This is a genomic window from uncultured Paenibacillus sp. (assembly GCF_963515335.1).
Lineage (GTDB): Bacteria > Bacillota > Bacilli > Paenibacillales > Paenibacillaceae > Paenibacillus_I.
In genome coordinates this window covers 1-22,594 of the sequence record NZ_CAUPYC010000064.1, presented here as the reverse complement: position 1 = coordinate 22,594, position 22,594 = coordinate 1, and the positions used below count along the sequence as shown (strand labels likewise).

The window sequence follows — 22,594 nt, the reverse complement described above, 5'->3', positions numbered from 1 at the left end:
TGTCGCTCGGGCCTGGACGGGAGTCGGCGGGCGCGCATGTCGGCCCCCCCCCCCCCCCGGGGGGGGGGCCCCCGGCCCGGAGGTACGGCCCCACGGGCGCCAACGCCCCGAGGGGGGGGGCGGGGGCCCGCCGGCGCGCCGCTGCGGCGCGAGCGCCGCGCCTCCGGACAGCGAAGATGCCGGCGCTTGGGACTTGCCCGCGGCAGCGCCTATGCCGGCGCTTGCCGAAACGGCCGCGGCTGCCGCGGCCGCGGAGCCGCCCGGACCGACGGAACCTCCCGCGTCGCCGCCGTGCGCCGCGGCCCGCCCCGTCTCCGCATTCGCGGCATCCTGCGCCGTATCCGCCGGCCGGGGCATAACGGGTCGCCGCGGTCTGGCCGGCAGAAGCGCCGTCAGCCGCCGTACGGCCGCGGCCGTCTCCCCGGCCAGCTCCTCGAGGCGATCCAACGCCTCCGCCTCGCCGGCAAGCTGCGATAGGCGCTCCGCGGCCGCCGAAGCTTCGTCCTTCATGCGGGCGGCAAGCCGCTCAGCCAACCCGTCTATCACCAGAAAAGCAAGCCGCCGATAATCAGCTTTAGCCGCGGCCGCCAGCTCCTTGCTGTACGTCATCGCATACTCGGCGCCGAAGACGGCGCCCGGCTTGATCAGCCCAAGCAGCCGCTCGGCCGTCAGCTCGTGCTCGAGCGGCGACGCCACGGCGTTTTCCATCGTCTCGCCGCGCCAACCGTTTCGTTCGGCCGCCTTGCGCAGCAAATCCTTCAAATGCCATTCCACATTGGCCTTCAACTGGGCGTTGATATCGGCCTGTAAAGCATCCAGCCTGCGCTCCTGTTCGGCGGCTGTCTTCGCCCCCGCAAACAGCAGGCCGGTCTTGAAGCCCGGCTTGCGGCTCTCCAGCATCGAATGCGCCAGATCCCGCGTCGAAGCGGGCGTCACGATCGCATTGTCGAGCAGCGCCTGCACGTCCCGGCGCAGCTCGACGCGCAGCCGCTCGGGCTCCTCATCCGTGACCGCGATCGCCGTCCGCAAAGCGCCGATCTCTTCCCTCGCCGCCTCCAGCCGCTCCTCGCCGCCGATCCGCCGCAGCAGCTCCGCCCGTTCCGCTTCGCTTGCTTCCTCCAGCCGCTTGCCGTGCTCCTCGATCAGATAACGCGCGGAAGCGTCCGCGTTATACGCATTCAGCGGCTCGCGTATGGCCGGCAGCCGCTCCAGCAGCCGCTCCAGCGCTTCCCATTGCTGATGCGGATGGTCCGGCTGCTTCATCGACAGAAACAGCAATCCGTCCGGCTCCAGATGCCAATCGCCGAAAGCGCGCTCGACGCTCGCCCGGTACTCCGCGAACGGAAGCTCATTCGCCCGGTGCTTGTCGATTTGGTTGACGACCAGCACCAGCGGTTTGCCCCAGTCGGCAAGCCGCTTCGCGAAGGCAAAATTGATCTCCGATTGGACATGGTTGTAATCCATCACATAGAAGACGACATCCGCGAGATGGAGCGCGGATTCCGTCGCCATCCGGTGCGCGTCGTCGGTCGAGTCGATGCCCGGCGTATCGAGCAGCATGAGCTTCCCGCCCAGTCTTGGGATCGGATAAGAAAGATCGACCGACACGATATCCGAACCATTGACGCAGTAAGCTTCGAGCTCCCCGGGGGACAGGGCGACCGTCTCCTCCCGTCCTCCGTTCACACGGGTGATGACGGCGGCCGGCTCCCCGTTGCGGATCGATACGACGTTGGCGCTCGTCGGAATCGGGCTGGAAGGCAGCAGCGGCGTTCCGCACAGCCGGTTGACTAGCGTCGATTTGCCGGCCGAGAAATGGCCGCAGAACGCAAGCACAACCTTATCTTCAGCCAGCTTCGCCCGCAGCTCGCCGATTTTGGCGGCAACCGCCGAATCGCCGGCCGTATCCATCCCGGCCGCGATCGACCGGAGCGCGGCGTCGAGCGCGCCGCCGGCATGTATCGTCATCGTATCCATAAATCCTCCTGTTCCCCCAAACCGCGTATAAGCCGGCGGCGCAGGCCGTCGGCTTGATCTTCCGGTTGATGTCGTCCGGTCGGTTACTCGGCCGCCGCTTCGCCCGGCATGCAGATTTCAAACACATTGCCGTGCTGCAAGATCGTGATGCCGCGCTGCTTTTCACGCATGACGACGACTTCGGGCTTCACTTTCATCCGTTCGATGTATTGGTCGGGAACCTCTCCCGAGCCGCTCACCGTAATGCCTTCCAGCACAACGTCTTCATTGTCGGCAGGCGGCGAATCGATGATTTGCTCGTAAATATCGGAGAAAGCTTCGAAGTTGTCGGTGTACACGGAAATGCATTTCATGGTTCTCTCATCCTTTTTCGGATCGTTTGACGATCGATTTTGTAATACTTTTGCGCACGCGCGTCGGTTTCATGCGACGTTTGCCTTCAAGGCAGACGTCCAGCAGCGGGCAAATCTCGCAACGCGGGTTTTGAGCCTTGCAGTGATAACGGCCGAAAAAAATAAGCCGGTGGTGCGTATCCGTCCACTCCTCGCGGGGCACGAGCTTCATCAGCTTCTTCTCGACCTCGAGAACGGAATCGTCCGGCTTGGCCGCGGCCAGCCGTTTCGCAACGCGTTCCACGTGGGTATCGACCGCGATGGCGGGTACGCCGAACGCATTGGACACGACGACATTGGCCGTCTTGCGGCCGACGCCGGGCAGCTCCGTCAACGCCTCATGGGAAGAAGGCACTTCGCCGCCGTATTTGTCGAGCAGCATCCTGCAAAGCTTCCGGATGTTGGCGGCTTTATTGCGGTACAGGCCGATTCGGCGTATGTCCTGCTCGAGCTCTTCCGGCGGAACCGCCAAATAATCTTCCGGCTTGCGGTACTTGCGGAACAAATCCGCCGTGACCTTGTTAACCGTCGCATCCGTGCACTGCGCGGACAACAGCACCGCGATCGTCAGCTCGAACGGATTGTCGTGAACGAGCTCGCAATGCGCGTCCGGAAACATGCCGGCAATCGTATCTAAAATGTGCCGCATCCTTTTCGCATTCATAACCAGTCTCTCCCGGGCTTCTCCGGCATGCTGCCGGCGCCCTCTCTTCCATTTGCATCGTGCTCGTTCAAAGTGTAGCGAAAAATGTCGCGCCGCGCAAGCGCCATTGCTGCGCTTCGAACGCCTATGTGCGCGGCAATGGCCGCTGTTCACGAATTTATCATTCTTTTGGGCCGGCGTCTATTATTCTTCGAAGAAAAAAGCGCTCCGGCCAATCGCCAGACGCGCTTTATTGATCGTTGCGTGGTTGCGTTAGGATTTGACGACCTCGAGCAGCATGCCCTGATAGGTGTAGAGCACAATCGGATCGCCCTGTCGCAGCGAAGAGATGGCAATCCTGGCGTCGCCCGATGTGAATACCGTTTCGGGCGCGAGCTTGAACCGGTAGCTGTCGGTCATGTTCGCGCTTGACCGGATCACGTAAAGCTCATTGGCGGCGGCGTCCTGCTTCCAGAACTTCTTCGAAAGGCCGGCGATCGCCGTAACGAGCGTCTTGTCCCGTTCGTCCTTGCGGATTTCGATCCGGTCTCCGGCCGCAAGCGAAGACGTCGCGGCAGCCGTCGTCCCGTTCTTGACGATCCGGAAGCCTGCGCCCAGCGCAAGTTCGGTCGACTTGCCGCTGTAATCGGTCAACGTAATCGTGTCGGCGCCCACCGAAACGACCTTGCCCACCGTTACCGGAACCCGCTTCACGTCGGTCAACTGCCGCCCAACGAACGTGACGTTAACCGTCTGACCCGCCGACAGCTGCGATAACGACAGCGCCTCGCCGCTGTCGCCGGTGAATGTCGCATCGGATCCGACGGTCCAAGGCGAGGTAACGCCTTCGCCTGTCGTCAGGTTTATTTTTTTGCCGGCCGCATCGACGGAAGCGACGGTCATCTGTACAACCTTATGCATTTGGATCGCGACAGCCTTTTCCTGATTCGTATCGAGCAGCAGCGTGACCGTCTGCCCCGTCTGAACGTCGGCCATGGTGGCGGCGCTTTTGCCGTACAGTTCCACCGCGGGCGTCTGAACCGGCAGCGCCAGCGTCGAACCGTCGGCAAGCTTGAGCGTCAGTTGGTTGGCCGCCGTATTCAAGCTCATGAGCGTTCCCGAATATTTATAGACGAATTTCAGCGAGACGGCCGTCGAGCCGGAGTAGGAAACCGATATTTTGCGGTTGTTGGCCAACAGCGGCGCGGCGGCGTCCAGCGAGACGGCCGCACCGTTGAAATCGATCCGCGTTTTGTCGGTCAGCTTGACCGCGACCGGCGTTCCCGACATGTCCGTCACCGTCAATATCTTCGATGCCGCGACGTAAGAAGTAATCGAAGCGTTGTTGACGGTCAGCACGTTTCTATTCGTAACCTTAACCGCGGTGACTTCGCTTTGGCCGTTTAACGTCAGCTCAATCGTATCCTGCGCAGTGAGATCCGCCAGCGTCGCGTCAGGAATTCCGTTAATCGTCACCTGCACGGCAGGCGCCAGAAACTCCGCTTCGGCTTTTCCGCCTACGGTATAGGCGATCAGCTTGCTATCGGCGCTGACGAACTGGCCGCTGACGGTTTGCGCTGCCGCCTGGCTGACCGTAATCTTCGTGACGAGATCGTTCGCGATTTCGTAAACGACCGTATCGCCGGCCGCCAGATCGCCCAGCGTAGCCGGCCGCCCCTGCTTCGCAACCGCAACGGCCGCGGCGACGCGCCATGTCGCCGATGTTCCGGCCGCCGCATCCGCGATCGTAATGGAGCCGGCCGCCACGCCGACAACCGTGCCCTGCCCCGTCTTGTTGACCGGAGCGCCCTTCACCCGGACATTCACCGCAAGCGGCGAAGACCGGAATGTGTCGCGGTCCACTTCAACCGTGCTGCTCTCCTTCAAATCGGCGACAGCAAGCGGTTTGCTTTCGCCGTCCTGCAGGCGGAGCGAATCGTCGTAGTTCACCGATACGAATTCGGAGCCGACCCGCAGCCAAATTTTGCGCTCCGCCGGCATGACGCTTGCAACCGTGCCGCTGATCGTTTCAACCTTTGGGGCCCCGCCGGATTGCTCGACGTAAAGCGCTTTGCCGTTCGCGGAAATGACGATCGCGTCCGTATAAGGCTGAATCGTTGCGAGCGAAGCCGCCTGCTCCGAGTCGAACCGGTACAGCAGCGTATCGGCCGCCAAAGAATAGGTCGCGCTTTTCCCGTCCTTGCCGACAAGCGTAAGCGACGAGTCTGTGAGCGATGCGATGACGCCGGCGGTTTGGCCTTTATACGCGACCGGGACCTGCGATTCCGCGCGGCTGAGCAGCGTCGCCAGCGACGCACGGTTAATAAGCCCCTTCGGATCGAATTTTTCCCCGGATACGCCCTTGATCAATCCCAAAGATACGGCCGCGTTGACGTAGCCCTCATAGCTGTCGCCGATTTGGGCGTTATCGCTGAAAGCGGCCTGCCCGCCGCTCATCTTGTCGGCCAATTCCTTCTGACCGATTGCCCGCACGATCAGCTTCGTCACCCATTCGCGCGAAGCTCTGGCCGTTCCCCAGGACACTTCGGGGGCGGCTTCCGCCAAAGCGTATTCATCGGTCTGGTCCAGCAGCTTCTTCTGCAGGGCGAGCGCGACATAGCCTTTGGCATAATTGCCCACTTCAAAAGCATCGGGAAAAATAATCCCTGCGCTCTCATCGACTTCCTGTTCAAGGCCCATAAACCGTATAGCCATGATCACCGCATCCTGCTGGGTCACGCTGTCGGCCGGTTTGAATTTGCCCTCGTTGCCTCGCACAATTTCTTGCAAAGCCAGCTTTGCGATGTGCTTCTCGGCCCAGTGACCGTTCCTGACGTCGGAAAACGGCGTAGACGGGCGATTGGCCGCAGCCGCCGACGCTGCCGGTGCGGCAGAGGCCGGAGCCGTTGCGGCATTGGCGTCCTTAGCGGTCTCGGCATTCGCCCCCGCCGGTCCGTCCGTTTCGGCAAAAGCGGTCCCGGCACCTGTAATGAGCGTGCAAATGAGCGTAGTGACCAAAATCTTTTTCCAGGAAGAATGCTGAGACATGCCGTATTTCCCCCTCAATTGTATGGTTGGTTAGCCGCGTTGAATCGGATGCTCCAACTCAACATGGCCCATCAGGCTCTCGACCGCTTCGCCGTCGACGAGTATGTCGAGCGCCTTGACCTCATCGAATTGGAAAGCCGTGCGCGTGATCGCTTCGAGCGCCAGCGCCTCGCCCGGCGCGCCTAGCCTCGCTTCGTCCGGAATCGACACGTCGACCGTAAGCACGCCCTCTTTCAGAACGGCATCTTTAAACTCTACGCCCTTCCAGAGCGACAGTTCTTTTTCGGTCTCCTTCTGCAAGGCCTCCAATGCCGCCTTGTAAACATTGCCGCCTTCTCCGACCGTCACTTCCGTTTGCTTCTCAATCAATTCGCCGAGCTCGGCATCCGTAACATAATAGCGAACCGTGATCGTCTCAGGCTCAGATTCCATTTCAGGCACCGTCTCCGTCTCAGGCGCGGCAGGCTTGTCCTCGGCCGCATTGCCGGCGGGCGCGCCTGCGGCTTGCGTGTCCGGTTCGGCCGGCGGGGAATTCCCGTCCGCTTGCCCGGAGCCTTTGCCGCAGGCGGCCAGCGCCGCAACTGCAAACAGCAACATCAGCAGCAGAAAAGCTTTTTTCAACGGATGATCCCCCTTTAATTAAGCTTCAACTGTTCTTTAATGCCGGCTACGATTCCGGCTGCAATCCGGTCTTGCACCGATTCGGTGAACAGCGCCTTCGCATCGCGCGAATTGGACAAATATCCCGCTTCCAGCAGAACGGCAGGCATCGTCGTCTTGCGGATGACCAGGAAGCCGGCCTGGCGAACGTTGCGGTCCGGCAGGCCGGTTGCCTGCACCAGATTTTTATGCATCACGTCTGCGAACGCCTTGCTGTCCGCCCGGTTGTAATACGTCTCGGTACCGGTAGCATTCGAGGTATACCGGTTGGCGTGTATGGAAATGAATAAGTCCGCTTGCAGCTCGTTGGGCAATTTCGCGCGATCGTTCAGCTCGATGAACACGTCGGTGCTGCGCGTCAAATACGGCCTGATTCTCTGCTCGTTCTCCAGAAGCTTCTGCACCTTGAGGGCGACCGACAGGTTGAACTGCTTCTCCCATTGGCCGGTGACCGACGGAGCGCCCGGATCTTTCCCTCCGTGTCCCGCATCGATGACGACCTTGTAAATCTTGTTGCCGTTCGCATCGGTGTCGACAGGCAGGCCCGGCAAACCCGGCAGAGGCGGCGTCGGCATATCGCCGCTCATGACAACGTCGATGTAGTATTGTCCGTCCGAGCCCGAAACGGCGTATTCCGTTTGCATCGCCAGATCAAGGACGATCCGCACGGTCGACGGCTTGTCCGAATAATAGGAATAGCGGACCTTCTGAAGCGCAAGCGTATCGACGATGATCTCGCCCTGCGCGAGCCCTTGCGCTTTCAGCTCGGCCGACATTTCAGGCGAAAGGGCGGCGTTCGGAATGTCGATGACCAGCTTCGTTCCGGACCAGAACGGCTCGTTCGGCGTCAGCTGTCCCTCATAGTCGACCGTGATGCGGCCCGCTCCGTCGAACGAGAACCCCTTCACGGCAGCCAGCGCGTCGTCCGGGAACTCCGGTTCGACTGCAGGCCCGGCAGGCTCTTCCGCCGGAGCATTCGGCTCGGCAACCGGTTCAGGCGGATTCGTTACAGGCACCGCCTCGATCGGCGTATCGCCTCCGGCCGCAGGAGGAACCGCCGGCGCTCCGCCGCCGTTGTCCGCCGGTATCCCTGTATCCGCATTGCCGAATAAATGAACGGATCTGGTAGGCTTGTCCCAGAAGACATCAAGGCCGAGGTTCTCCCCTACGAAACGCAGCGGCACATAAGTCGTGCCTTTATCGGCCAATGCGGGGACGTCAAGCTTCATATGCGAGCCGTTGACCACCGCTCGCGAATCGTTAACGGTCAACAAAATTTCGGTATCGCTGTTATTGATCGAGACCTGTTTCGATTTCTTGTCCCATTTCACGTCGTATCCGAGCTGTTCGGCGACAAGACGCAGCGGAACCAAAGTGAATTGATTGACGACTCGCGGTTGGGCTTCCGACTGGACGACCTTGCCGTTGAGATACAGCTTCGGAACGACCGGGGCCGCTTGACCTTCTCCCGGCAGGAGCATATAAGCGAACGACATCAACAGCATCAGCGTAAAAAACTTCTTCATGCGTCACCTCAAACCTTTTTTGTTGCCCGCGGCGAATGTCCTCATTCGACGAATACAGACGCATAGTTAGACGCGAAACGACAGAAAAAGTTGCGTTTGAAGGAAATTTAAGTAATTACCCGTAATAACGCGGTTTTAAACGCCGAAACGGCTTTATTTGAAAAAAATCGACATTTTTTTAATAACTTTAATCTTGCTCGATCGGACGCCATGAAAAAGGGCCACCCGGATCCATCCGGCTGACCCCCTAAACACAAAACCGCCCCGTCGATAGACGGAACGGTTTACGATAAAGACTGTGCGTTTAAAATCGCGAATTAAACTTGCGCCGCGCGCTTCGCTTCATAGGCGGCGATTTTGTCCTCATGCTGGAGCGTCAAGCCGATATCGTCGAGGCCGAGCAGCAGGAACTGGCGGCGATGGTCGTCGAGCTCGAAAGCGATATGCAGGCCTTGGCCGTCGGCGATCGTCTTGTTCTCCAGATCGACGGTCAGCCGGTAGCCTTCATTGGCGGACGTTCGCTGGAACAGTTCCTCCACCTGCTCCTCGCTGAGCTTGATCGGCAGAATGCCGTTCTTGAAGCAGTTGTTGTAGAAAATGTCGGCGAACGACGGCGCGATGACGACCTTGAAGCCATAGTCGAGAATCGCCCACGGCGCATGCTCGCGGGACGAGCCGCAGCCGAAGTTCGCGCGGGAAATCAGAATCGACGCGCCCTGATAGCGGGGCTTGTTGGGCTCGAATTCCGGGTTCACGTTGCCCGCCTCGTCGAAGCGCCATTCGTAGAAAAGGAATTGGCCGAACCCGCTCCGCTCGATCCGCTTCAGAAATTGTTTCGGAATGATCGCGTCCGTGTCGACATTGACGCGGTCCACCGGCGCGACGATGCCGGTCAAGGTTTTAAATGATTCCATGGTGAAAGCTCCCCTCGTTATCCTCTTTATCGAATGCCGGTCGGTTTCAGTTCATGACCTCGGATTTGAATTTCCAGTCGCGCACGTCCGTAAAATGTCCCATGACGGCTGCGGCCGCGGCCATCGCCGGCGAAACCAGGTGCGTGCGTCCGCCGCGGCCCTGACGGCCCTCGAAGTTGCGGTTGGACGTCGATGCGCAGCGCTGTCCCGGCTGCAGAACGTCCGGATTCATCGCCAGACACATCGAGCAGCCCGCTTCGCGCCATTCGAAGCCCGCTTCGATAAACACCTTGTCAAGTCCTTCCTTCTCCGCCTGCAGCTTAACGCGGCCGGAGCCCGGCACAACGATCGCCGTAACGCGTTCGTTTACCTTATAGCCTTTGGCCACTTCCGCCGCGGCGCGCAGGTCTTCGATGCGGCCGTTCGTGCAGGAGCCGATAAACACGTAGTCGATCGGAATCCGGCTCATCGGCGTGCCCGGCGTCAGCGCCATATATTCCAGCGCTTTCTCGGCGGCTTTGCGCTCGTTCTCCGTAGCAAAGCTCTTCGGATCCGGAACGGCGGACGTGATGTCCGTGCCCATGCCCGGGCTCGTTCCCCAGGTGACTTGCGGGATCAGCAAGTCGACGTCGAACTCGACGACTTTGTCGTAGGGGGCTCCCTCATCCGTCGTCAATTGCTTCCACTGCTCAACGGCTTGGTCGAAATCCTTCGGCGCGTATTCACGGCCGCGCAGGTACTCGAACGTCGTTTCGTCCGGCGCGATCAGGCCGGCGCGGGCGCCCGCTTCGATCGACATGTTGCACACGGTCATCCGCTCTTCCATCGTCAGGCTGCGGATCGCTTCGCCCGTATACTCCAGCACGTAGCCGGTCGCAAAGTCGGTGCCGTATTTCGCGATGACGCCCAGGATCAGGTCCTTCGCCGTTACGCCGGGCTTGCGCTTGCCGACGAAGCGGACTTCCATCGTCTTCGCCTTGGACTGCTGCAGGCATTGCGTCGCGAGCACGTGCTCCACTTCGCTGGTGCCGATGCCGAACGCCAGCGCGCCGAACGCGCCGTGCGTCGAGGTGTGGCTGTCGCCGCAGACGATCGTTTTGCCCGGATGCGTCAGGCCGATCTCGGGACCCATGACGTGCACGACGCCCTGGTCGATGTTGTGCAGGTCGAACAGCTTGACGCCGAAGTCTTCGCAGTTTTTCGTCAGCGTGTCGATCTGCTGCTTGGAGATCGGGTCGGAGATGTTGAAGCGGTCCTTCGTCGGCACGTTGTGGTCCATCGTCGCGAACGTCAATTCCGGACGGCGCACCTTGCGGCCCGACAAGCGGAGCCCTTCGAAAGCCTGCGGCGACGTTACCTCGTGCACCAGATGGAGGTCGATGTACAGAATGCTCGGCTTGCCCGGCTCCGAATGGATGACATGATTGTCCCAAATCTTCTCAAACATTGTTCTTTTCGCCATAATGTTTCACCCCATGAATGTCGTCATCAGGGAATCCGTCCCCTGTCGATCGTTGCTATCATATTAACATGTTCTTAATCATTGATCTAAGATATAATATCTATAACCGTGATAGGTATGGGCTATGATGCTCCCTCGCAGCTTGGTGTGGGTATAATCCGCGAAAGCCGTGTTACAACCGACTGTTCGGGGGGCGCTTCCGCTTTTGGAGTGCGCTCGCAGACGTTTAATGCTGGATTCCGGCGTTATCCCGGGCCACCGGCTGCTCACCCCACCGCCAACATACACCCCATGAGGAGGCATACCGACAATGGAATTGCGCCAGCTGCAGTACGTCGTGCAAATCGCGGCGGAGAAAAACTTTTCGCGCGCGGCGGAGAAGCTTCATATTGCACAGCCCTCCTTGAGCCAGCAGCTGTCGAAGCTGGAGAAGGAAATCGGCGTCCTGCTGTTCCGACGGACAACGAACAACGTCGAGCTGACCCATGCGGGCGCCGCGTTCGTCGCAAAGGCCGAATCGATCCTCGACGCCGTCGAGCAGCTGCGCCAGGAGATGGACGACCTCGCCCATATGCGAAAAGGACGCCTTGTCGTCGGCTGCCTGCCGATCACCGGTTCTCATATCCTGCCGCGGGTGCTGCCGGAATTCGGCAAACGCTACCCCGAGATCGAGGTCGTTCTCGTAGAGGACACATCGTCCAAGCTTGAGCAGCTGACGGCAGCCGGCCAGACCGACCTGTCGATTCTGTCGCTCCCGCTGAACGATCCTTCGCTCGCCTGGGAGCCGCTGATCGAGGAGGAGATCAGGCTGGCCGTCCCCCCGCTGCACCGGCTGGCACAGGAAGCAGCCCGCTATGAGCGGCAAGGCGTGCCCGTGGCCGGACTGGCGCGCGAGCCTTTCATCGTGCTCAAGAAAGGGCAGGGCTTCCGCCAAATCGCGCTCAACCTGTGCGCCGCCGCCGGCTTCGAGCCGCGCATCGTGTTCGAGAGCAGCAACATCGAAACGGTTCAATCGCTCGTCGCCGCGGGCATGGGGCTCGCGTTCGTGCCGCACATGATCGCGCGCGCCAAATGGAGCGATCAATCGCCAGTGTACCTGCCGCTCGAATCCGCCCCTTCGCGCACCCTCGTGATCGCCACCCGCAAAGGCCGCTATCTCTCCAAAGCGTCGGACGCGTTCATCCAGACCCTCAAACAAACGGTCGCAGCCCCGCCAGACGCGGTGAACGAAAAAAAGGAGTCGTAACCGACGGCTCAAGGCAGCGTAAACGGCAGCCTCTTTACCGCGCAAAGGCTGCCGGACTGTCGGGAATCGATCGTTGTCCCAAGGTTGATACGAACTTCGATCGACTGTCTAGGGGGACGAAACGTCCTTATGGGTTTATATTGCGAAAACGCGCGATGAGATCGGCCGCATTCTCCTCTGAACGGTCATCCTTGCTTCATTGGCTGGAGAGAATCCAACATAGCGGAGAGAAGAGGACTTCAGCTTGATTTGTGTTTGGATGAAACCCAGCAGGGTTGTCCGGAGCGTGGACCTCAGCCGACGCAAAACCTTTACTTGCCGAAATCGTACAAGGCAGGCCTTCGGTCCTCGAACACCGGTATCCTTCCCCGCACTTCGTCGACGAGCGACAGGTCGATATCGGCCGTCAGCACCGTCTCCTCCCCGCCGGCCTCTGCGATCACTTCGCCCCACGGATCGATCACCATCGAATGCCCGAAAAACGACGTCGACCCGCTGACGCCGGTCCGGTTGCACGCGATGACGTACATCTGGTTCTCGATGGCGCGCGCCGTCAGCAGCGTCCGCCAGTGATGAAGCCGCGGATTCGGCCATTCCGCCGGCACGATCAGCAGCTTCGCGCCTTGCAAGGCCAGCGTGCGCGCCAGCTCGGGAAAGCGGATATCGTAGCAGATCATCAGGCCGGCCGGCTCGCCGTCCAGCGTCGTCCGCCCGATTTTGCCGCCGGGCTGCAAATGCTTCTCCTCGTCCATCAACCGAAACAAATGAATTTTGTCGTAATCGCCGGCCTCGTCCCCGCTTCGGTCGAACACGCGGATCGTGTTGAATACGCCGGCGTCCCGCTTTTCCGCGATCGAGCCCGCCACAATATTCACAGCGTGCCTGCGGCTGAATTCCGCCATCATCGCCCGTGTCCGCTCGCCCTCTTCGTCGGCGATATCGCCGATCACGTCGAGCGCGTAGCCTGTGTTCCACATTTCCGGAAACACGATCACATCGGGCTTCGCCCCTCCGTTTACCGCCGCCTGAAGCATTCCCTCCAGCTTGCTGAAATTGACTTCCGGCCGCCCGGCCTCTATATGCATCTGCAGGAGCGCGACCCGCATCGATTTGGATGGCATGCTGTTAACCTCCGGTCCGTCGAACGGTTTTTTCTTATTCTTACCCTGTCATGGCAAACTGTCAAGATGGGAACCCTACGATGGAAACGATATGTGCCTTCGGGCACGGAAGGAGCTGGAACCAGCGATGATCCATCGATTGAAACACAGGCTCGTCCCCGTCCTGCTGACGGTCGCCGCCGTCCTCTTATGGGCGGAGCCGGCTGTCTCGGCCCCCGAGCCGATGGTAAAACCGGTGCAGGTGTTTGACGTAAAAGCGGGCAAGGTGGTCAAAACGATCCCGAACGACGCGGAATATCAGCGGTTTGCCGTGGAATGGCTGCGGTCGGTGACCGGCCTGTCGCCGCAGCTGAAGCCGCACGAAAAATGCGGGTTCGTCTACCGCGTGCCCCTGACCCGTCCGATCCAGACGCAGGTGGGCGCCCTGAAGTTCGAGGTCGACGACGTTTTCCTGTTCCATTGCGAGCAATACGAACCGGTGCTGCTTGTGTTCGACGCGGAGCGCCGGCCTTATCTGCTCACTTTCAAAGCCGACCTGAAGCCTTTTCTGCGGAAAATCGCGGCGCCCTGACGATCCCGTCCTCTGCTCGACAGTCCCCTCCGTACGTGCTACATTAGGTCTATTATGTGCAAATACGGAGTGAGGTCCTAATGGAAACGACAAATACAACCCATACCGGCGCCGGCACCGCCATCGAGCCTGCGGAGCGCATAAAGGCGCTGCCGACGCAATTTTTCGCCAAGCTTGTCGCCAAAGCGAACGCCCAGGCGGCCAAAGGCCGCGACGTCATCAATCTCGGCCAGGGCAACCCCGACCGGCCGACGCCGCCGCATATCGTCGCCAGGCTTCAGGAAGCGGCGGCCGACCCGCTTTACCATAAATATCCGCCGTTCAGCGGCTTCGCTTTTCTGAAGGAAGCGGTCGCCGAGCGCTACCGGCTCGATTACGGCGTCCGGCTCGATCCGCAGACAGAGGTCGCCATCCTGTTCGGCGGCAAGACGGGGCTTGTCGAAATCAGCCAATGCCTGCTCAATCCGGGAGACGTCTGCCTCGTGCCCGATCCGGGCTACCCGGATTACTGGTCGGGCGTCTCCCTCGCGGGCGCCTCGATGTCGTTCATGCCGCTAACCGCGGCGAACGGCTTTCTGCCGGACTACGGCCGGATTCCGGCGGAGACGGCCGACAAGGCCAAGCTGATGTTCCTCAACTACCCGAACAATCCGACCGGCGCCGTGGCCGATTCCCGTTTCTATGAGGAGACGGTGCGGTTTGCAAGCCGCCACAAAGTGGCCGTGGCCAGCGACTTCGCCTACGGCGCGATCGGCTTCGACGGCAAGCGGCCGGTCAGCTTTCTGGAAACGCCGGGCGCGAAGGAGGTCGGCGTCGAATTTTACACGCTGTCGAAAAGCTACAACATGGCCGGCTGGCGCGTCGGCTTTGCGCTCGGCAACGCCCGCATCGTGTCCCTGATCAATCTGATTCAGGACCATTATTACTGCAGCCTGTTCGGCGGCATCCAGGAAGCTGCCGCGTTCGCCTTGACCGGCCCGCAGGACAGCGTGCGGGAGCTCAATGCGATTTACGGACGCCGCAGGGACGCGCTTTTCGGGGCGCTGGACGAAATCGGCTGGAAAGCGGACAAGCCGGGCGGCTCGTTTTTCTGCTGGCTTCCCGTGCCCGCGGGGCACACGTCCGAATCGTTCGCGGATCTGCTGCTCGAGCGCGCGGACGTCGTGCTGGCGCCCGGTGTCGGCTTCGGCGAGAACGGCGAAGGCTATGTGCGTCTCGGGCTGCTGGCCGATGAAGCGCGGCTGCGCGAGGCCGTGATGCGGATCGGCCGGCTCGGGCTGTTCGGCTAAGAGTTGTCGGCTGGGGCCTTGCGTCGCTTTACAGCCCCATTCGATCATGGTAAACTTACGGTATCTCTAAATTAACCGAAAATAATCCCCCAAAAATAATCCCCCAAAAGTGACATGATGCTCTGCAGCTTATCCGACTTACTTTTCGGGGACTCCATAAGGATATAAAACGTTGTGACGGGACTAGTACGTACGAGCGCTTTGCGTGCAGAGAGTGGATTCCGAGGCTGCAAGAATCCATCGCGGGACCGTGCCGAACCCACCCCCGAACGGCCGGCGAGGAGCCGGACAGCGCCTGCTGTTATCAGGCCGGAAGCAGGATGATCTATGCATCATCAATTAAGGTGGTACCGCGGAAGCCAGACTTTCGTCCTTTATCAGGACGGAAGTCTTTTTTAATTTTGGAAGGTAGGGTTGCCGGAATGGCCGAAGTCATCGTCGTCAAAATCGGCAGCAGCTCCCTCACATCGGAGGAAGGCGGCCTGAATCGCGATCGGATCGGGTATTTCGCCGGAGAGCTGTCTGCGCTAATCAAGGAAGGCCGCAAGGTGCTGCTGGTCACCTCGGGAGCCGTCGCCGCCGGGTTCAAGCGGATCGGCTATGCGGCGCGCCCCAAGCTGCTGCATGAGAAGCAGGCGGCCGCGGCCGTCGGTCAGGCGCTGCTGATGCAGGCTTATCAGGAGGCTTTCGCCCGCTACGGCATCGGCGTCGCGCAAATACTGCTCACGCGCGGCGATTTCTCCAACCGGAGCCGTATCCGGAACGCGCAAATGACGATCGAGGAACTGCTGCGGCAGAACGTCCTCCCCATCGTCAATGAGAACGACACGGTTGTGGTCGACGAGCTGAAATTCGGCGACAACGATACGCTGTCCGCGCTGGTCGCCAATCTCGTCAAGGCGCGGCTGCTGCTGATCCTGACCGATATCGAGGGACTTTACACCGCCGATCCGCGCAAAAATCCAGGCGCCGTCCGGATCGAACGGGTCACGCAAATATCGGAGGACATCATGGCGGTCGCAGGCGGCGCAGGCTCCAACGTAGGCACGGGCGGCATGCGCTCGAAAATCGAGGCGGCGCGGATCGCGATGCGCGGCGGCGTGTCCGCTTTCATCGGCAGGGCTGCCGAGCCCGGGGATATCGCGGCCGGCGCCGCGGGCAGAGGCAGAGGAACGTATTTCGAGACAAGCGGGCACAGCCTGTCGATGAAAAAGCAATGGCTGGGCTTTCACTCGAGCCCGCAGGGCAAAATCACCGTCGACGCCGGCGCCGAATCGGCCTTGCACGCCGGAGGCAAAAGCCTCCTCCCCGCCGGCATCCGGACGGTCGAGGGCGAGTTCCATCCCGGCGACGTCGTCGAGGTGGTCAACGAGCGCGGCGAAACGGTCGGCCGGGGCGTCGTCAACTACGCCGCCTGGCAGATCAAGGCGGTCGCCGGCCTCGGCACGGAGGAAGTGCGCAAGCGCGTCGACGTCGCGCGCATCGAAGTGATACACCGGGACGAATGGGTTACGTTAAAAAGCTGACGGGAGGCTGTATGTCGTGATGAAAGAAGCTAAAGCTGCAGCGAGCGAAGTAAAGGAAAAGGCGCTGCGCGCCAAATCGGCGGCAGGCGCCATGAACCGGCTGACGGCGGAGCAAAAAAACGGGGCGCTGCTCCGGATGGCGGACGCGCTGATCGCGTCGTCCGCCTCGATCATGGAGGCGAACGAGCGGGATTTGCGGCGCGGCCGCGAGAACGGCACAAGCGCCTCCCTGCTCGACCGGCTGGCCTTGAACGAAAGCCGGATCGCCGGCATGGCGGACGGACTGCGCCAAATCGCGGAGCTGCCCGATCCGGTCGGCGACAAGCTGGTGTCGTTCAGCCGGCCGAACGGGCTGCTCGTCGAGCAGATCCGCGTGCCGCTCGGCGTGATCGGCATGATCTACGAGGCCAGGCCGAATGTGACGGTCGACGCCGCCGGGCTCTGCCTGAAAACCGGCAACGCGGTCTTGCTGCGCGGCGGTTCGGCCGCGATCGAATCGAACAAGCGGATCGTGGAGATTTTGCACGGGGCGCTGTCTGAAACGGCGATGCCGCCGGAGGCGCTTCAATTGATCGAGGATTCGGATCGGAAATCGGTCGATGAAATGCTCAAGCTGAACGGCCTGCTGGATGTCGTCATTCCGCGGGGCGGCGCGGCGTTGATCCGCAACGTCGTGGAAAATGCCACCGTGCCCGTCATCGAGACCGGCGCCGGCATCTGCCACACGTATGTCGACGAGAGCGCCGACGCCGGCATGGCGGCCGACATCGCGTACAACGCCAAGGTGCAGCGCCCTTCCGTATGCAACGCGATGGAAACGCTGCTCGTACACCGCGCTTTTGCGGCACGCCATTTGCCGGCACTCGCAGGGAGGCTGCTGGAAGCGGGCGTCGAGCTGCGCGGCTGTCCCGAAACGCGCGCGTTGCTGCCGCAGGCCAAACCAGCCTCGGACGACGACTACGCAACGGAATACAACGATTATATTCTGAACATAAGGATCGTCGGGGGCCTCGATGAAGCGCTGGCCCATATCGAGCGGTTCGGCACGAAGCATTCGGAGTGCATCGTCACCGCAGACCGGGCGAGCGCCGAGCGTTTCCTGCAGGAGGTGGACGCGGCGGCCGTCTACCATAACGCCTCCACCCGCTTCACCGACGGCTTCGAGTTCGGCTTCGGCGCGGAGATCGGCATCAGCACGCAAAAGCTTCATGCGCGGGGTCCGATGGGCTTGCCCGCCCTCACCTCGACCAAATACCGGATTTACGGCAGCGGACAGGTCCGCGGATAGGAGATGAGCTTGTCAATGTCACAGGAGAGAGACGCAGCCGCGGCGGCGGTCGCGGATATGCGCTTTTGCTTTTACGGCGCCGGCTCGATGGCCGAAGCGATCGTTCGCGGCCTGCTGGGCGAAGGCCTTGCCCGGCCGGAGCGGATCGGCGTCATTAACCGGTCCAACGTCGACCGGCTGAGCGAGCTTCGCGAACAATACGGCGTCGAAGCGCCTTCCGGGGAAGCGGACAAAAATCGTCTGCTTGCGGAGGCGGACGTCATTTTCTTATGCATGAAGCCGAAGGACGCGGACGCTGCGCTGCGCGGCCTGTCCGCCCTCGTCTCGGAGAAGCAGCTGCTCGTCTCCGTCATCGCCGGCCTGTCGACCGCCACGATCGGCAAACTGATCGGCAAGCCGGTCGCCATCGTCCGCACGATGCCCAACACGTCGAGCACGATCGGGCTCGGCGCGACCGGCCTTTGCTGCAACGCGTTCGTGACCGCCTCGCAGCAGGCAACGGCCGAGGCGCTCTTCCGCGCCGTCGGCATCACGACGGTGGTCGAGGAGCCGCTGATCGACGCGGTAACCGGCTTGTCGGGCAGCGGCCCGGCTTACATTTACTACGTCATGGAAGCGATGATCGAAGCCGGCATGCGGCTCGGCCTGTCGCCGGAGGCGTCGCAGGAGCTGACGGTTCAGACCGTGCTCGGCGCCGCCTCGATGGTCAAGGCTACGGGCGAAGCGCCCGCCGAGCTCAGGCGCAAGGTTACGTCGCCGGGCGGCACGACGCAGGCCGCGGTTGAACTGTTGAACGACAGGCAAGTGTCCGAAACGCTGGTGCGCGCCGTTCTTCGGGCGGCGGAACGCGCCGGCGAGCTGGGCGCCGCTTTGGAGAGGAGCACGATTTCATGAGCGACACTGGCAACGGCTACTGCCGGGCAACGTACCGCTGCTTTGACGACAAGGCGGATTTCGGCAAGAAAGCGGCGTCCATCGCGGTCGGCTTGACGGTCGGAAGCTGGACCGAGCTGCCCGAGTCGAAGAAGGCCGAGATGGAGAAGCATCTCGGCAAGGTCGTCTCCGTTACCGAATACGAAGCCGGCGGGCCGCCGACCGGCGAGCGCTGCGCCGATATCGTGATCGATTATCCGGACGTCAATTTCAGCCGCGACATCCCCGCCCTGCTCGTTACCGTTTTCGGCAAGCTGTCGATGGACGGTAAGATCAAGCTGCTCGATCTGGACGTGTCCGAAGGCTTCCGGTCCGCCTTCCCGGGTCCGCGGTTCGGCGTCCAAGGTGTGCGGGATTTGCTCGGCGTGCGCGACCGCCCGCTGCTCATGAGCATTTTCAAATCGGTCATCGGCCATGATCTGTCCGGCCTGAAGGAACAATTTTACCGCCAGGCGCTCGGCGGCGTCGATCTGATCAAGGACGACGAGATTTTGTTCGAGAACCCGCTTACGCCGCTTGAGAAACGGATCGAAACCTGCATGGCCGCGGCCCGGGAAGCGCAGGCCGAGACCGGCCAGAAGCTGCTGTACGCCGTCAACCTGACCGGCCCGACGTTCAAGCTCGCCGAGAACGCCAGGCGCGCGGTCGCCGCGGGCGCGAACGCGCTGCTGTTCAACGTGCTTGCCTACGGCTACGACGCGCTGTATGAGCTCAGCCGCGATCCCGGCATCAACATCCCGATCGCCGCGCACCCGGCCATGGCGGGCGCCTTTTATCCGTCGCCGCATTACGGCATCGCCGCCCCGCTGCTGCTCGGCAAGCTGATGCGGCTGGCCGGCGCGGATCTCGTGCTGTTCCCTTCCCCTTACGGCTCGGTTGTCATGCCGAAGGAAGAAAACCTTGCCGTGAGGGACGCCCTGTTGGATGGAAGCGTGCCGGGACGGACAAGCTTCCCCGTGCCGTCTGCGGGCATTCACCCGGGCCTTGTGCCGCTGATCCTGAAGGATTTCGGCAAGGAGGTCGTCGTGAACGCAGGCGGCGGCGTGCACGGCCATCCGCTCGGTACGGCGGCCGGCGGACAGGCGTTCAGGCAGGCGATCGAGGCCACACTGAACGGGGACCCGCTGCGCGACGCCGCGCAGCGCCATGAGGCGCTTCGCGCCGCGATCGAAGCATGGGGGGTTAAACAATGACGGACGGCAAACCGCGCGTCATCTTCTGCGATTTCGACGGTACGATTACCGTCAACGACAACATCGTCGCGATTATCCGTCATTTCAATCCCGAGGGCTGGGAAGCGATCGTCGAAGACATCGTCGCGCAGCGCAAAACGATCCGTGAAGGCGTCGGCGAGCTTTTCCGCCTGCTGCCGGCTTCGATGCAGAAAGAGGTCGTCGAGTACGCGATCGGCAACGCTGTCATTCGCGAAGGGTTCGCGGAGCTGCTTCGCTTCTGCCGGTATGAATCGATCGACTTTTATGTCACAAGCGGCGGAATCGACTTTTTCGTCTATCCCCTGCTTGAGCGTTTCGGCATTCCGCGGGATCATATTTACTGCAACGCCAGCGATTTCACCGGCGAGCGGATCGAAATATTGTGGCCGCACCCGTGTGACGAGCATTGCGCGAACGATTGCGGGATGTGCAAAACGACGATCATGCGCCGTTTTCCGGCCGACCGGTACGAGCGTATTCTGATCGGCGACAGCGTCACCGATTTTGAAGGCGCGAAGCAGGCGGACGTCGTATTCGCCCGCTCCCACCTGATCGACAAATGCAAAGAGCTTGGCGTCCCTTACATCCCCTACGAATCGTTCTATGACGTAATCGACGCCTTGGAAGAAAGGACGGCTGCCTCCACATGAGCTTTCAACTGATCACAACCGAAGACAAAGCCCGCGCGCTCGGCGAGCTTCGCGAGATCAAATCGCTGTTCGCTTCCCGGGGCTGGTTCGCCGGCACGAGCGGCAATCTGTCGGTGCGGGTCGGCGACTACTCGCCGGAGCAATTTCATTTCGCCGTTACGGCGAGCGGCAAGGACAAGTCGAAGGAAACGCCCGAGGACTTCCTGTTCGTCGACCGGGACGGCAAGCCCGCGGAAGCGACGAAGCTGAAGCCTTCGGCGGAGACGCTGATCCACTGCGAGATATACAGGCAGACGGGCTGCGGCGCCATTTTCCACGTGCATACGGTGTTCAACAACATCGTCTCGGAACGTTTCTGGGAACGCCGCTCGGTGCCGGTCGACGGCGTCGAGCTGATTAAAGCGTTCAACATTTGGGAGGAAGAGGCGCGCATCGACATTCCGATCGTCTCCAATTTCGCCGAAATCCCGCGGATCGTGCCCGAGGTCGCCGAGCGGCTGGATGCGCGTATTCCCGGCATTCTGCTGCGCAAGCACGGCATCTACGCCTGGGGGGCCAACGCCTTCGAGGCGAAGCGCCATATTGAAGCGTTTGAGTTTTTGTTCGAGTACGTATACCGCTGGGAGCTGCTGAACGCGGGTATTCACGGGAAGTAACGCCTTGGCGCGCGGCGCGGGTTGCATCACGGCGCTGCTCGGCGGCTGCCGGAACGTATGATATTCGCTGGTTGAAATGTACGAAGGCCGGGACGGCCGCCGCATACGGCGCGCGCCTCCCGGCCTTCGTTGCGGCCTGGATCCGCGATCGGTCTGCGCCATGCCATTCGGTTGACCTTGCCGTTACGGCAAGGTTTACAGTCCTAACGGGAGGGATACGATGCGCATTCATGAAGCGGCCGCAATCGTCGGCATCACACCGAAGGCAATCCGTTTCTACGAGGAGGCGCGGTGCGGCGTTCCATGACGGCTGTCAGACCCATGGCGTTCACAACCGGCACCTGCCGGGAAAATTCCGCATGAGACCGGTCGTATCCCGCCCTCAGCCTCTTTTGTTCGCTTTTATTTGCCCGAAAGCGGACATTTCCCTCACTCAGAGGGATTCCAGGTTTCTTGAGAGGTGAAATTCCATCCGAGGGCCGGAAAATACCTCTCTCATCACCGATCCCCTGCTATTTCTTTTCTGAGGCTGGAATTTTCCCGTTCTCAAAGCTATTTTCCAGTGTCGTGTAATCCGGAAGACCACCGAGAGCCTAAAACTGCTCCCTCAGCATCTTTCCGTCTCCGCGCCGGCTCTGAGGGAGCAAAGTTTGCGCCCTCACGCATACGTCCGCCCCCATTGGATCTGTAATCGTAAAAAAGCCGAGCCGCCCTTGGGACGCTCAGCTTTTTCCTCCGTTGCGGAAACGCCCGGCGTGCGCCCGCGCTTCCTCCACATTCGTCACGCGGTTCCGGCTCCACTCGAGCAGGATTCGGTCGATGTACCGAAAATGCAGCTTGCCCGCGAACACCGCTTCCTTCAAAGCGAAACGGATCAGCTCCTCCGGGTAACGGTCCGTGTCGAGCCACCCTCCGATCGTTTCCAGCTCCATCGGCGAGAGCGGCCTGCCGAATTCCTGCTCGAACACCGAGAAAACATCCTGCGCGGACGGTTTGCGCGCCGGCTCGTCAAAGCCCGAGGCGGACGGCCCCGCTGCCGGCATCTGCGTCCCCCGCCCCGCGAAGGCCACCATCCATTCAGCCGTCTTCACAATCCAGCCGTGCCAGTTGTATACCTCAGACTGCACGCCCGATACCGGATCGAACAGCTCGTCGATCGTCAGCAGCTTTTCCTTGAGCAGCTTCTGCAGCATCTGTCCGACGGCCTTGCCGCCGATCCCCATGACCTCGCCCAGCTGCTCGGGCGTGGGAAAGCCATTGTTCTCGGCCTGCCGGTACACCGCCAGCTGGATCAGCAGCACGAGCTCGGAATCCGTCAAGCCGAGACGCCTGTAGCCGCGCAGGAGCGGCGCCGGGAGGTAGACGCCTCCCTCCGCCATCGCGGCCGCAACGCCCCGTACAAACGGCTCGCGTTCCATATCCTTCATTCCTTCCCTCCCTACCTACCACAGGGGCTCCGGGGGATCCGGTTGTTCGGG

Annotated in this window: 20 protein-coding genes; 10 read left to right on the top strand and 10 right to left on the bottom strand. The window is 61.4% G+C overall.

Annotated elements, in window-relative coordinates:
• The 8 genes from RWM61_RS16625 to leuC all read right to left on the bottom strand — a co-directional run.
• A partial coding sequence (locus RWM61_RS16625; RefSeq protein ID WP_314002828.1) for a dynamin family protein occupies positions 1 to 1,977 on the bottom strand: 1,977 nt, incomplete at its 3' end.
• Between the two features lie 83 nt (positions 1,978 to 2,060).
• Positions 2,061 to 2,330, bottom strand: coding sequence for an NAD/NADP transhydrogenase alpha subunit (locus RWM61_RS16620; RefSeq protein WP_314002827.1), 270 nt, complete (start codon positions 2,328 to 2,330; stop codon positions 2,061 to 2,063).
• A 7-nt stretch (positions 2,331 to 2,337) separates the two neighbouring features.
• Entirely contained in the window at positions 2,338 to 3,033 is a 696-nt protein-coding gene (gene nth, locus RWM61_RS16615) for an endonuclease III (protein WP_314002825.1), read from the bottom strand.
• A gap of 252 nt (positions 3,034 to 3,285) precedes the next feature.
• Complete coding sequence (locus RWM61_RS16610; protein ID WP_314002823.1) at positions 3,286 to 6,060, bottom strand: S-layer homology domain-containing protein; 2,775 nt, start codon at positions 6,058 to 6,060, stop codon at positions 3,286 to 3,288.
• A gap of 30 nt (positions 6,061 to 6,090) precedes the next feature.
• Positions 6,091 to 6,681: a GerMN domain-containing protein gene (locus tag RWM61_RS16605; RefSeq protein WP_314002821.1), complete on the bottom strand. Its 591-nt coding sequence runs from the start codon at positions 6,679 to 6,681 to the stop codon at positions 6,091 to 6,093.
• 14 nt (positions 6,682 to 6,695) lie between these two features.
• Positions 6,696 to 8,246, bottom strand: coding sequence for an N-acetylmuramoyl-L-alanine amidase (locus RWM61_RS16600; RefSeq protein ID WP_314002819.1), 1,551 nt, complete (start codon positions 8,244 to 8,246; stop codon positions 6,696 to 6,698).
• Between the two features lie 317 nt (positions 8,247 to 8,563).
• Positions 8,564 to 9,160 carry a 3-isopropylmalate dehydratase small subunit gene (gene leuD, locus RWM61_RS16595; protein WP_314002818.1) on the bottom strand — a complete coding sequence of 199 codons (597 nt, stop codon included), beginning with the start codon at positions 9,158 to 9,160 and terminating at the stop codon, positions 8,564 to 8,566.
• A 46-nt stretch (positions 9,161 to 9,206) separates the two neighbouring features.
• Positions 9,207 to 10,622, bottom strand: coding sequence for a 3-isopropylmalate dehydratase large subunit (leuC, locus tag RWM61_RS16590; RefSeq protein WP_314002816.1), 1,416 nt, complete (start codon positions 10,620 to 10,622; stop codon positions 9,207 to 9,209).
• A gap of 310 nt (positions 10,623 to 10,932) precedes the next feature.
• On the opposite strand from leuC, the gene RWM61_RS16585 reads away from it, so the two are divergent.
• The gene (locus RWM61_RS16585; protein WP_314002814.1) at positions 10,933 to 11,868 is read left to right on the top strand and encodes a LysR family transcriptional regulator; all 936 of its coding nucleotides are present in this window, start codon (positions 10,933 to 10,935) and stop codon (positions 11,866 to 11,868) included.
• Between the two features lie 311 nt (positions 11,869 to 12,179).
• On the opposite strand, the gene RWM61_RS16580 is transcribed toward RWM61_RS16585, so the two are convergent.
• Positions 12,180 to 12,989, bottom strand: a complete 810-nt coding sequence (locus RWM61_RS16580; RefSeq protein WP_314002812.1) for a carbon-nitrogen family hydrolase — start codon at positions 12,987 to 12,989, stop codon at positions 12,180 to 12,182.
• 127 nt (positions 12,990 to 13,116) lie between these two features.
• Between RWM61_RS16580 and RWM61_RS16575 the strand changes: the two genes are divergently transcribed.
• The 9 genes from RWM61_RS16575 (at position 13,117) to RWM61_RS20340 (ending at position 21,423) form a co-directional block, all read left to right on the top strand.
• A complete protein-coding gene (locus RWM61_RS16575; RefSeq protein ID WP_314002810.1) occupies positions 13,117 to 13,560 on the top strand; it encodes a hypothetical protein in 444 nt (147 codons plus the stop codon).
• Between the two features lie 80 nt (positions 13,561 to 13,640).
• Positions 13,641 to 14,849, top strand: a complete 1,209-nt coding sequence (locus RWM61_RS16570) for a pyridoxal phosphate-dependent aminotransferase (protein ID WP_314002808.1) — start codon at positions 13,641 to 13,643, stop codon at positions 14,847 to 14,849.
• Positions 14,850 to 15,271: 422 nt separating this feature from the next.
• The gene (gene proB, locus RWM61_RS16565; RefSeq protein WP_314002806.1) at positions 15,272 to 16,375 is read left to right on the top strand and encodes a glutamate 5-kinase; all 1,104 of its coding nucleotides are present in this window, start codon (positions 15,272 to 15,274) and stop codon (positions 16,373 to 16,375) included.
• A 19-nt stretch (positions 16,376 to 16,394) separates the two neighbouring features.
• On the top strand, positions 16,395 to 17,663 hold the full coding sequence (locus tag RWM61_RS16560; protein ID WP_314002830.1) for a glutamate-5-semialdehyde dehydrogenase: 1,269 nt from the start codon (positions 16,395 to 16,397) through the stop codon (positions 17,661 to 17,663).
• A gap of 15 nt (positions 17,664 to 17,678) precedes the next feature.
• The gene (gene proC / locus RWM61_RS16555; RefSeq protein WP_314002804.1) at positions 17,679 to 18,557 is read left to right on the top strand and encodes a pyrroline-5-carboxylate reductase; all 879 of its coding nucleotides are present in this window, start codon (positions 17,679 to 17,681) and stop codon (positions 18,555 to 18,557) included.
• Positions 18,554 to 19,789: a 2,3-diketo-5-methylthiopentyl-1-phosphate enolase gene (locus tag RWM61_RS16550; RefSeq protein ID WP_314002802.1), complete on the top strand. Its 1,236-nt coding sequence runs from the start codon at positions 18,554 to 18,556 to the stop codon at positions 19,787 to 19,789. Before proC ends, RWM61_RS16550 begins: the two co-directional genes overlap by 4 nt.
• Positions 19,786 to 20,460 (top strand): 2-hydroxy-3-keto-5-methylthiopentenyl-1-phosphate phosphatase, encoded by a 675-nt coding sequence (locus tag RWM61_RS16545; RefSeq protein WP_314002800.1) that lies wholly within the window; start codon positions 19,786 to 19,788, stop codon positions 20,458 to 20,460. The genes RWM61_RS16550 and RWM61_RS16545 overlap by 4 nt, the downstream gene beginning before the upstream one ends.
• Entirely contained in the window at positions 20,457 to 21,116 is a 660-nt protein-coding gene (gene mtnB, locus RWM61_RS16540; protein WP_314002798.1) for a methylthioribulose 1-phosphate dehydratase, read from the top strand. Before RWM61_RS16545 ends, mtnB begins: the two co-directional genes overlap by 4 nt.
• 220 nt (positions 21,117 to 21,336) lie before the next feature.
• Positions 21,337 to 21,423 carry a MerR family transcriptional regulator gene (locus RWM61_RS20340; RefSeq protein ID WP_399538865.1) on the top strand — a complete coding sequence of 29 codons (87 nt, stop codon included), beginning with the start codon at positions 21,337 to 21,339 and terminating at the stop codon, positions 21,421 to 21,423.
• A gap of 415 nt (positions 21,424 to 21,838) precedes the next feature.
• On the opposite strand, the gene RWM61_RS16535 is transcribed toward RWM61_RS20340, so the two are convergent.
• Positions 21,839 to 22,543 (bottom strand): DnaD domain protein, encoded by a 705-nt coding sequence (locus RWM61_RS16535; RefSeq protein ID WP_314002796.1) that lies wholly within the window; start codon positions 22,541 to 22,543, stop codon positions 21,839 to 21,841.
• Between the last annotated feature and the right edge of the window lie 51 nt (positions 22,544 to 22,594).

Excerpts from the sequence above, each read along its gene's own strand:
- leuC (WP_314002816.1), bottom strand. The coding sequence starts at position 10,622 with ATGGCGAAAAGAACAATGTTTGAGAAGATTTGGGACAATCATGTCATC.
- RWM61_RS16570 (WP_314002808.1), top strand. The coding sequence starts at position 13,641 with ATGGAAACGACAAATACAACCCATACCGGCGCCGGCACCGCCATCGAG.
- RWM61_RS16585 (WP_314002814.1), top strand. The coding sequence starts at position 10,933 with ATGGAATTGCGCCAGCTGCAGTACGTCGTGCAAATCGCGGCGGAGAAA.
- mtnB (WP_314002798.1), top strand. The coding sequence starts at position 20,457 with ATGAGCTTTCAACTGATCACAACCGAAGACAAAGCCCGCGCGCTCGGC.
- proB (WP_314002806.1), top strand. The coding sequence starts at position 15,272 with ATGGCCGAAGTCATCGTCGTCAAAATCGGCAGCAGCTCCCTCACATCG.
- RWM61_RS16610 (WP_314002823.1), bottom strand. The coding sequence starts at position 6,060 with ATGTCTCAGCATTCTTCCTGGAAAAAGATTTTGGTCACTACGCTCATT.
- RWM61_RS16600 (WP_314002819.1), bottom strand. The coding sequence starts at position 8,246 with ATGAAGAAGTTTTTTACGCTGATGCTGTTGATGTCGTTCGCTTATATG.
- proC (WP_314002804.1), top strand. The coding sequence starts at position 17,679 with ATGTCACAGGAGAGAGACGCAGCCGCGGCGGCGGTCGCGGATATGCGC.
- RWM61_RS16575 (WP_314002810.1), top strand. The coding sequence starts at position 13,117 with ATGATCCATCGATTGAAACACAGGCTCGTCCCCGTCCTGCTGACGGTC.
- leuD (WP_314002818.1), bottom strand. The coding sequence starts at position 9,160 with ATGGAATCATTTAAAACCTTGACCGGCATCGTCGCGCCGGTGGACCGC.
- RWM61_RS20340 (WP_399538865.1), top strand. The coding sequence starts at position 21,337 with ATGCGCATTCATGAAGCGGCCGCAATCGTCGGCATCACACCGAAGGCA.
- RWM61_RS16620 (WP_314002827.1), bottom strand. The coding sequence starts at position 2,330 with ATGAAATGCATTTCCGTGTACACCGACAACTTCGAAGCTTTCTCCGAT.
- nth (WP_314002825.1), bottom strand. The coding sequence starts at position 3,033 with ATGAATGCGAAAAGGATGCGGCACATTTTAGATACGATTGCCGGCATG.
- RWM61_RS16560 (WP_314002830.1), top strand. The coding sequence starts at position 16,395 with ATGAAAGAAGCTAAAGCTGCAGCGAGCGAAGTAAAGGAAAAGGCGCTG.
- RWM61_RS16535 (WP_314002796.1), bottom strand. The coding sequence starts at position 22,543 with ATGAAGGATATGGAACGCGAGCCGTTTGTACGGGGCGTTGCGGCCGCG.
- RWM61_RS16545 (WP_314002800.1), top strand. The coding sequence starts at position 19,786 with ATGACGGACGGCAAACCGCGCGTCATCTTCTGCGATTTCGACGGTACG.
- RWM61_RS16580 (WP_314002812.1), bottom strand. The coding sequence starts at position 12,989 with ATGCCATCCAAATCGATGCGGGTCGCGCTCCTGCAGATGCATATAGAG.
- RWM61_RS16550 (WP_314002802.1), top strand. The coding sequence starts at position 18,554 with ATGAGCGACACTGGCAACGGCTACTGCCGGGCAACGTACCGCTGCTTT.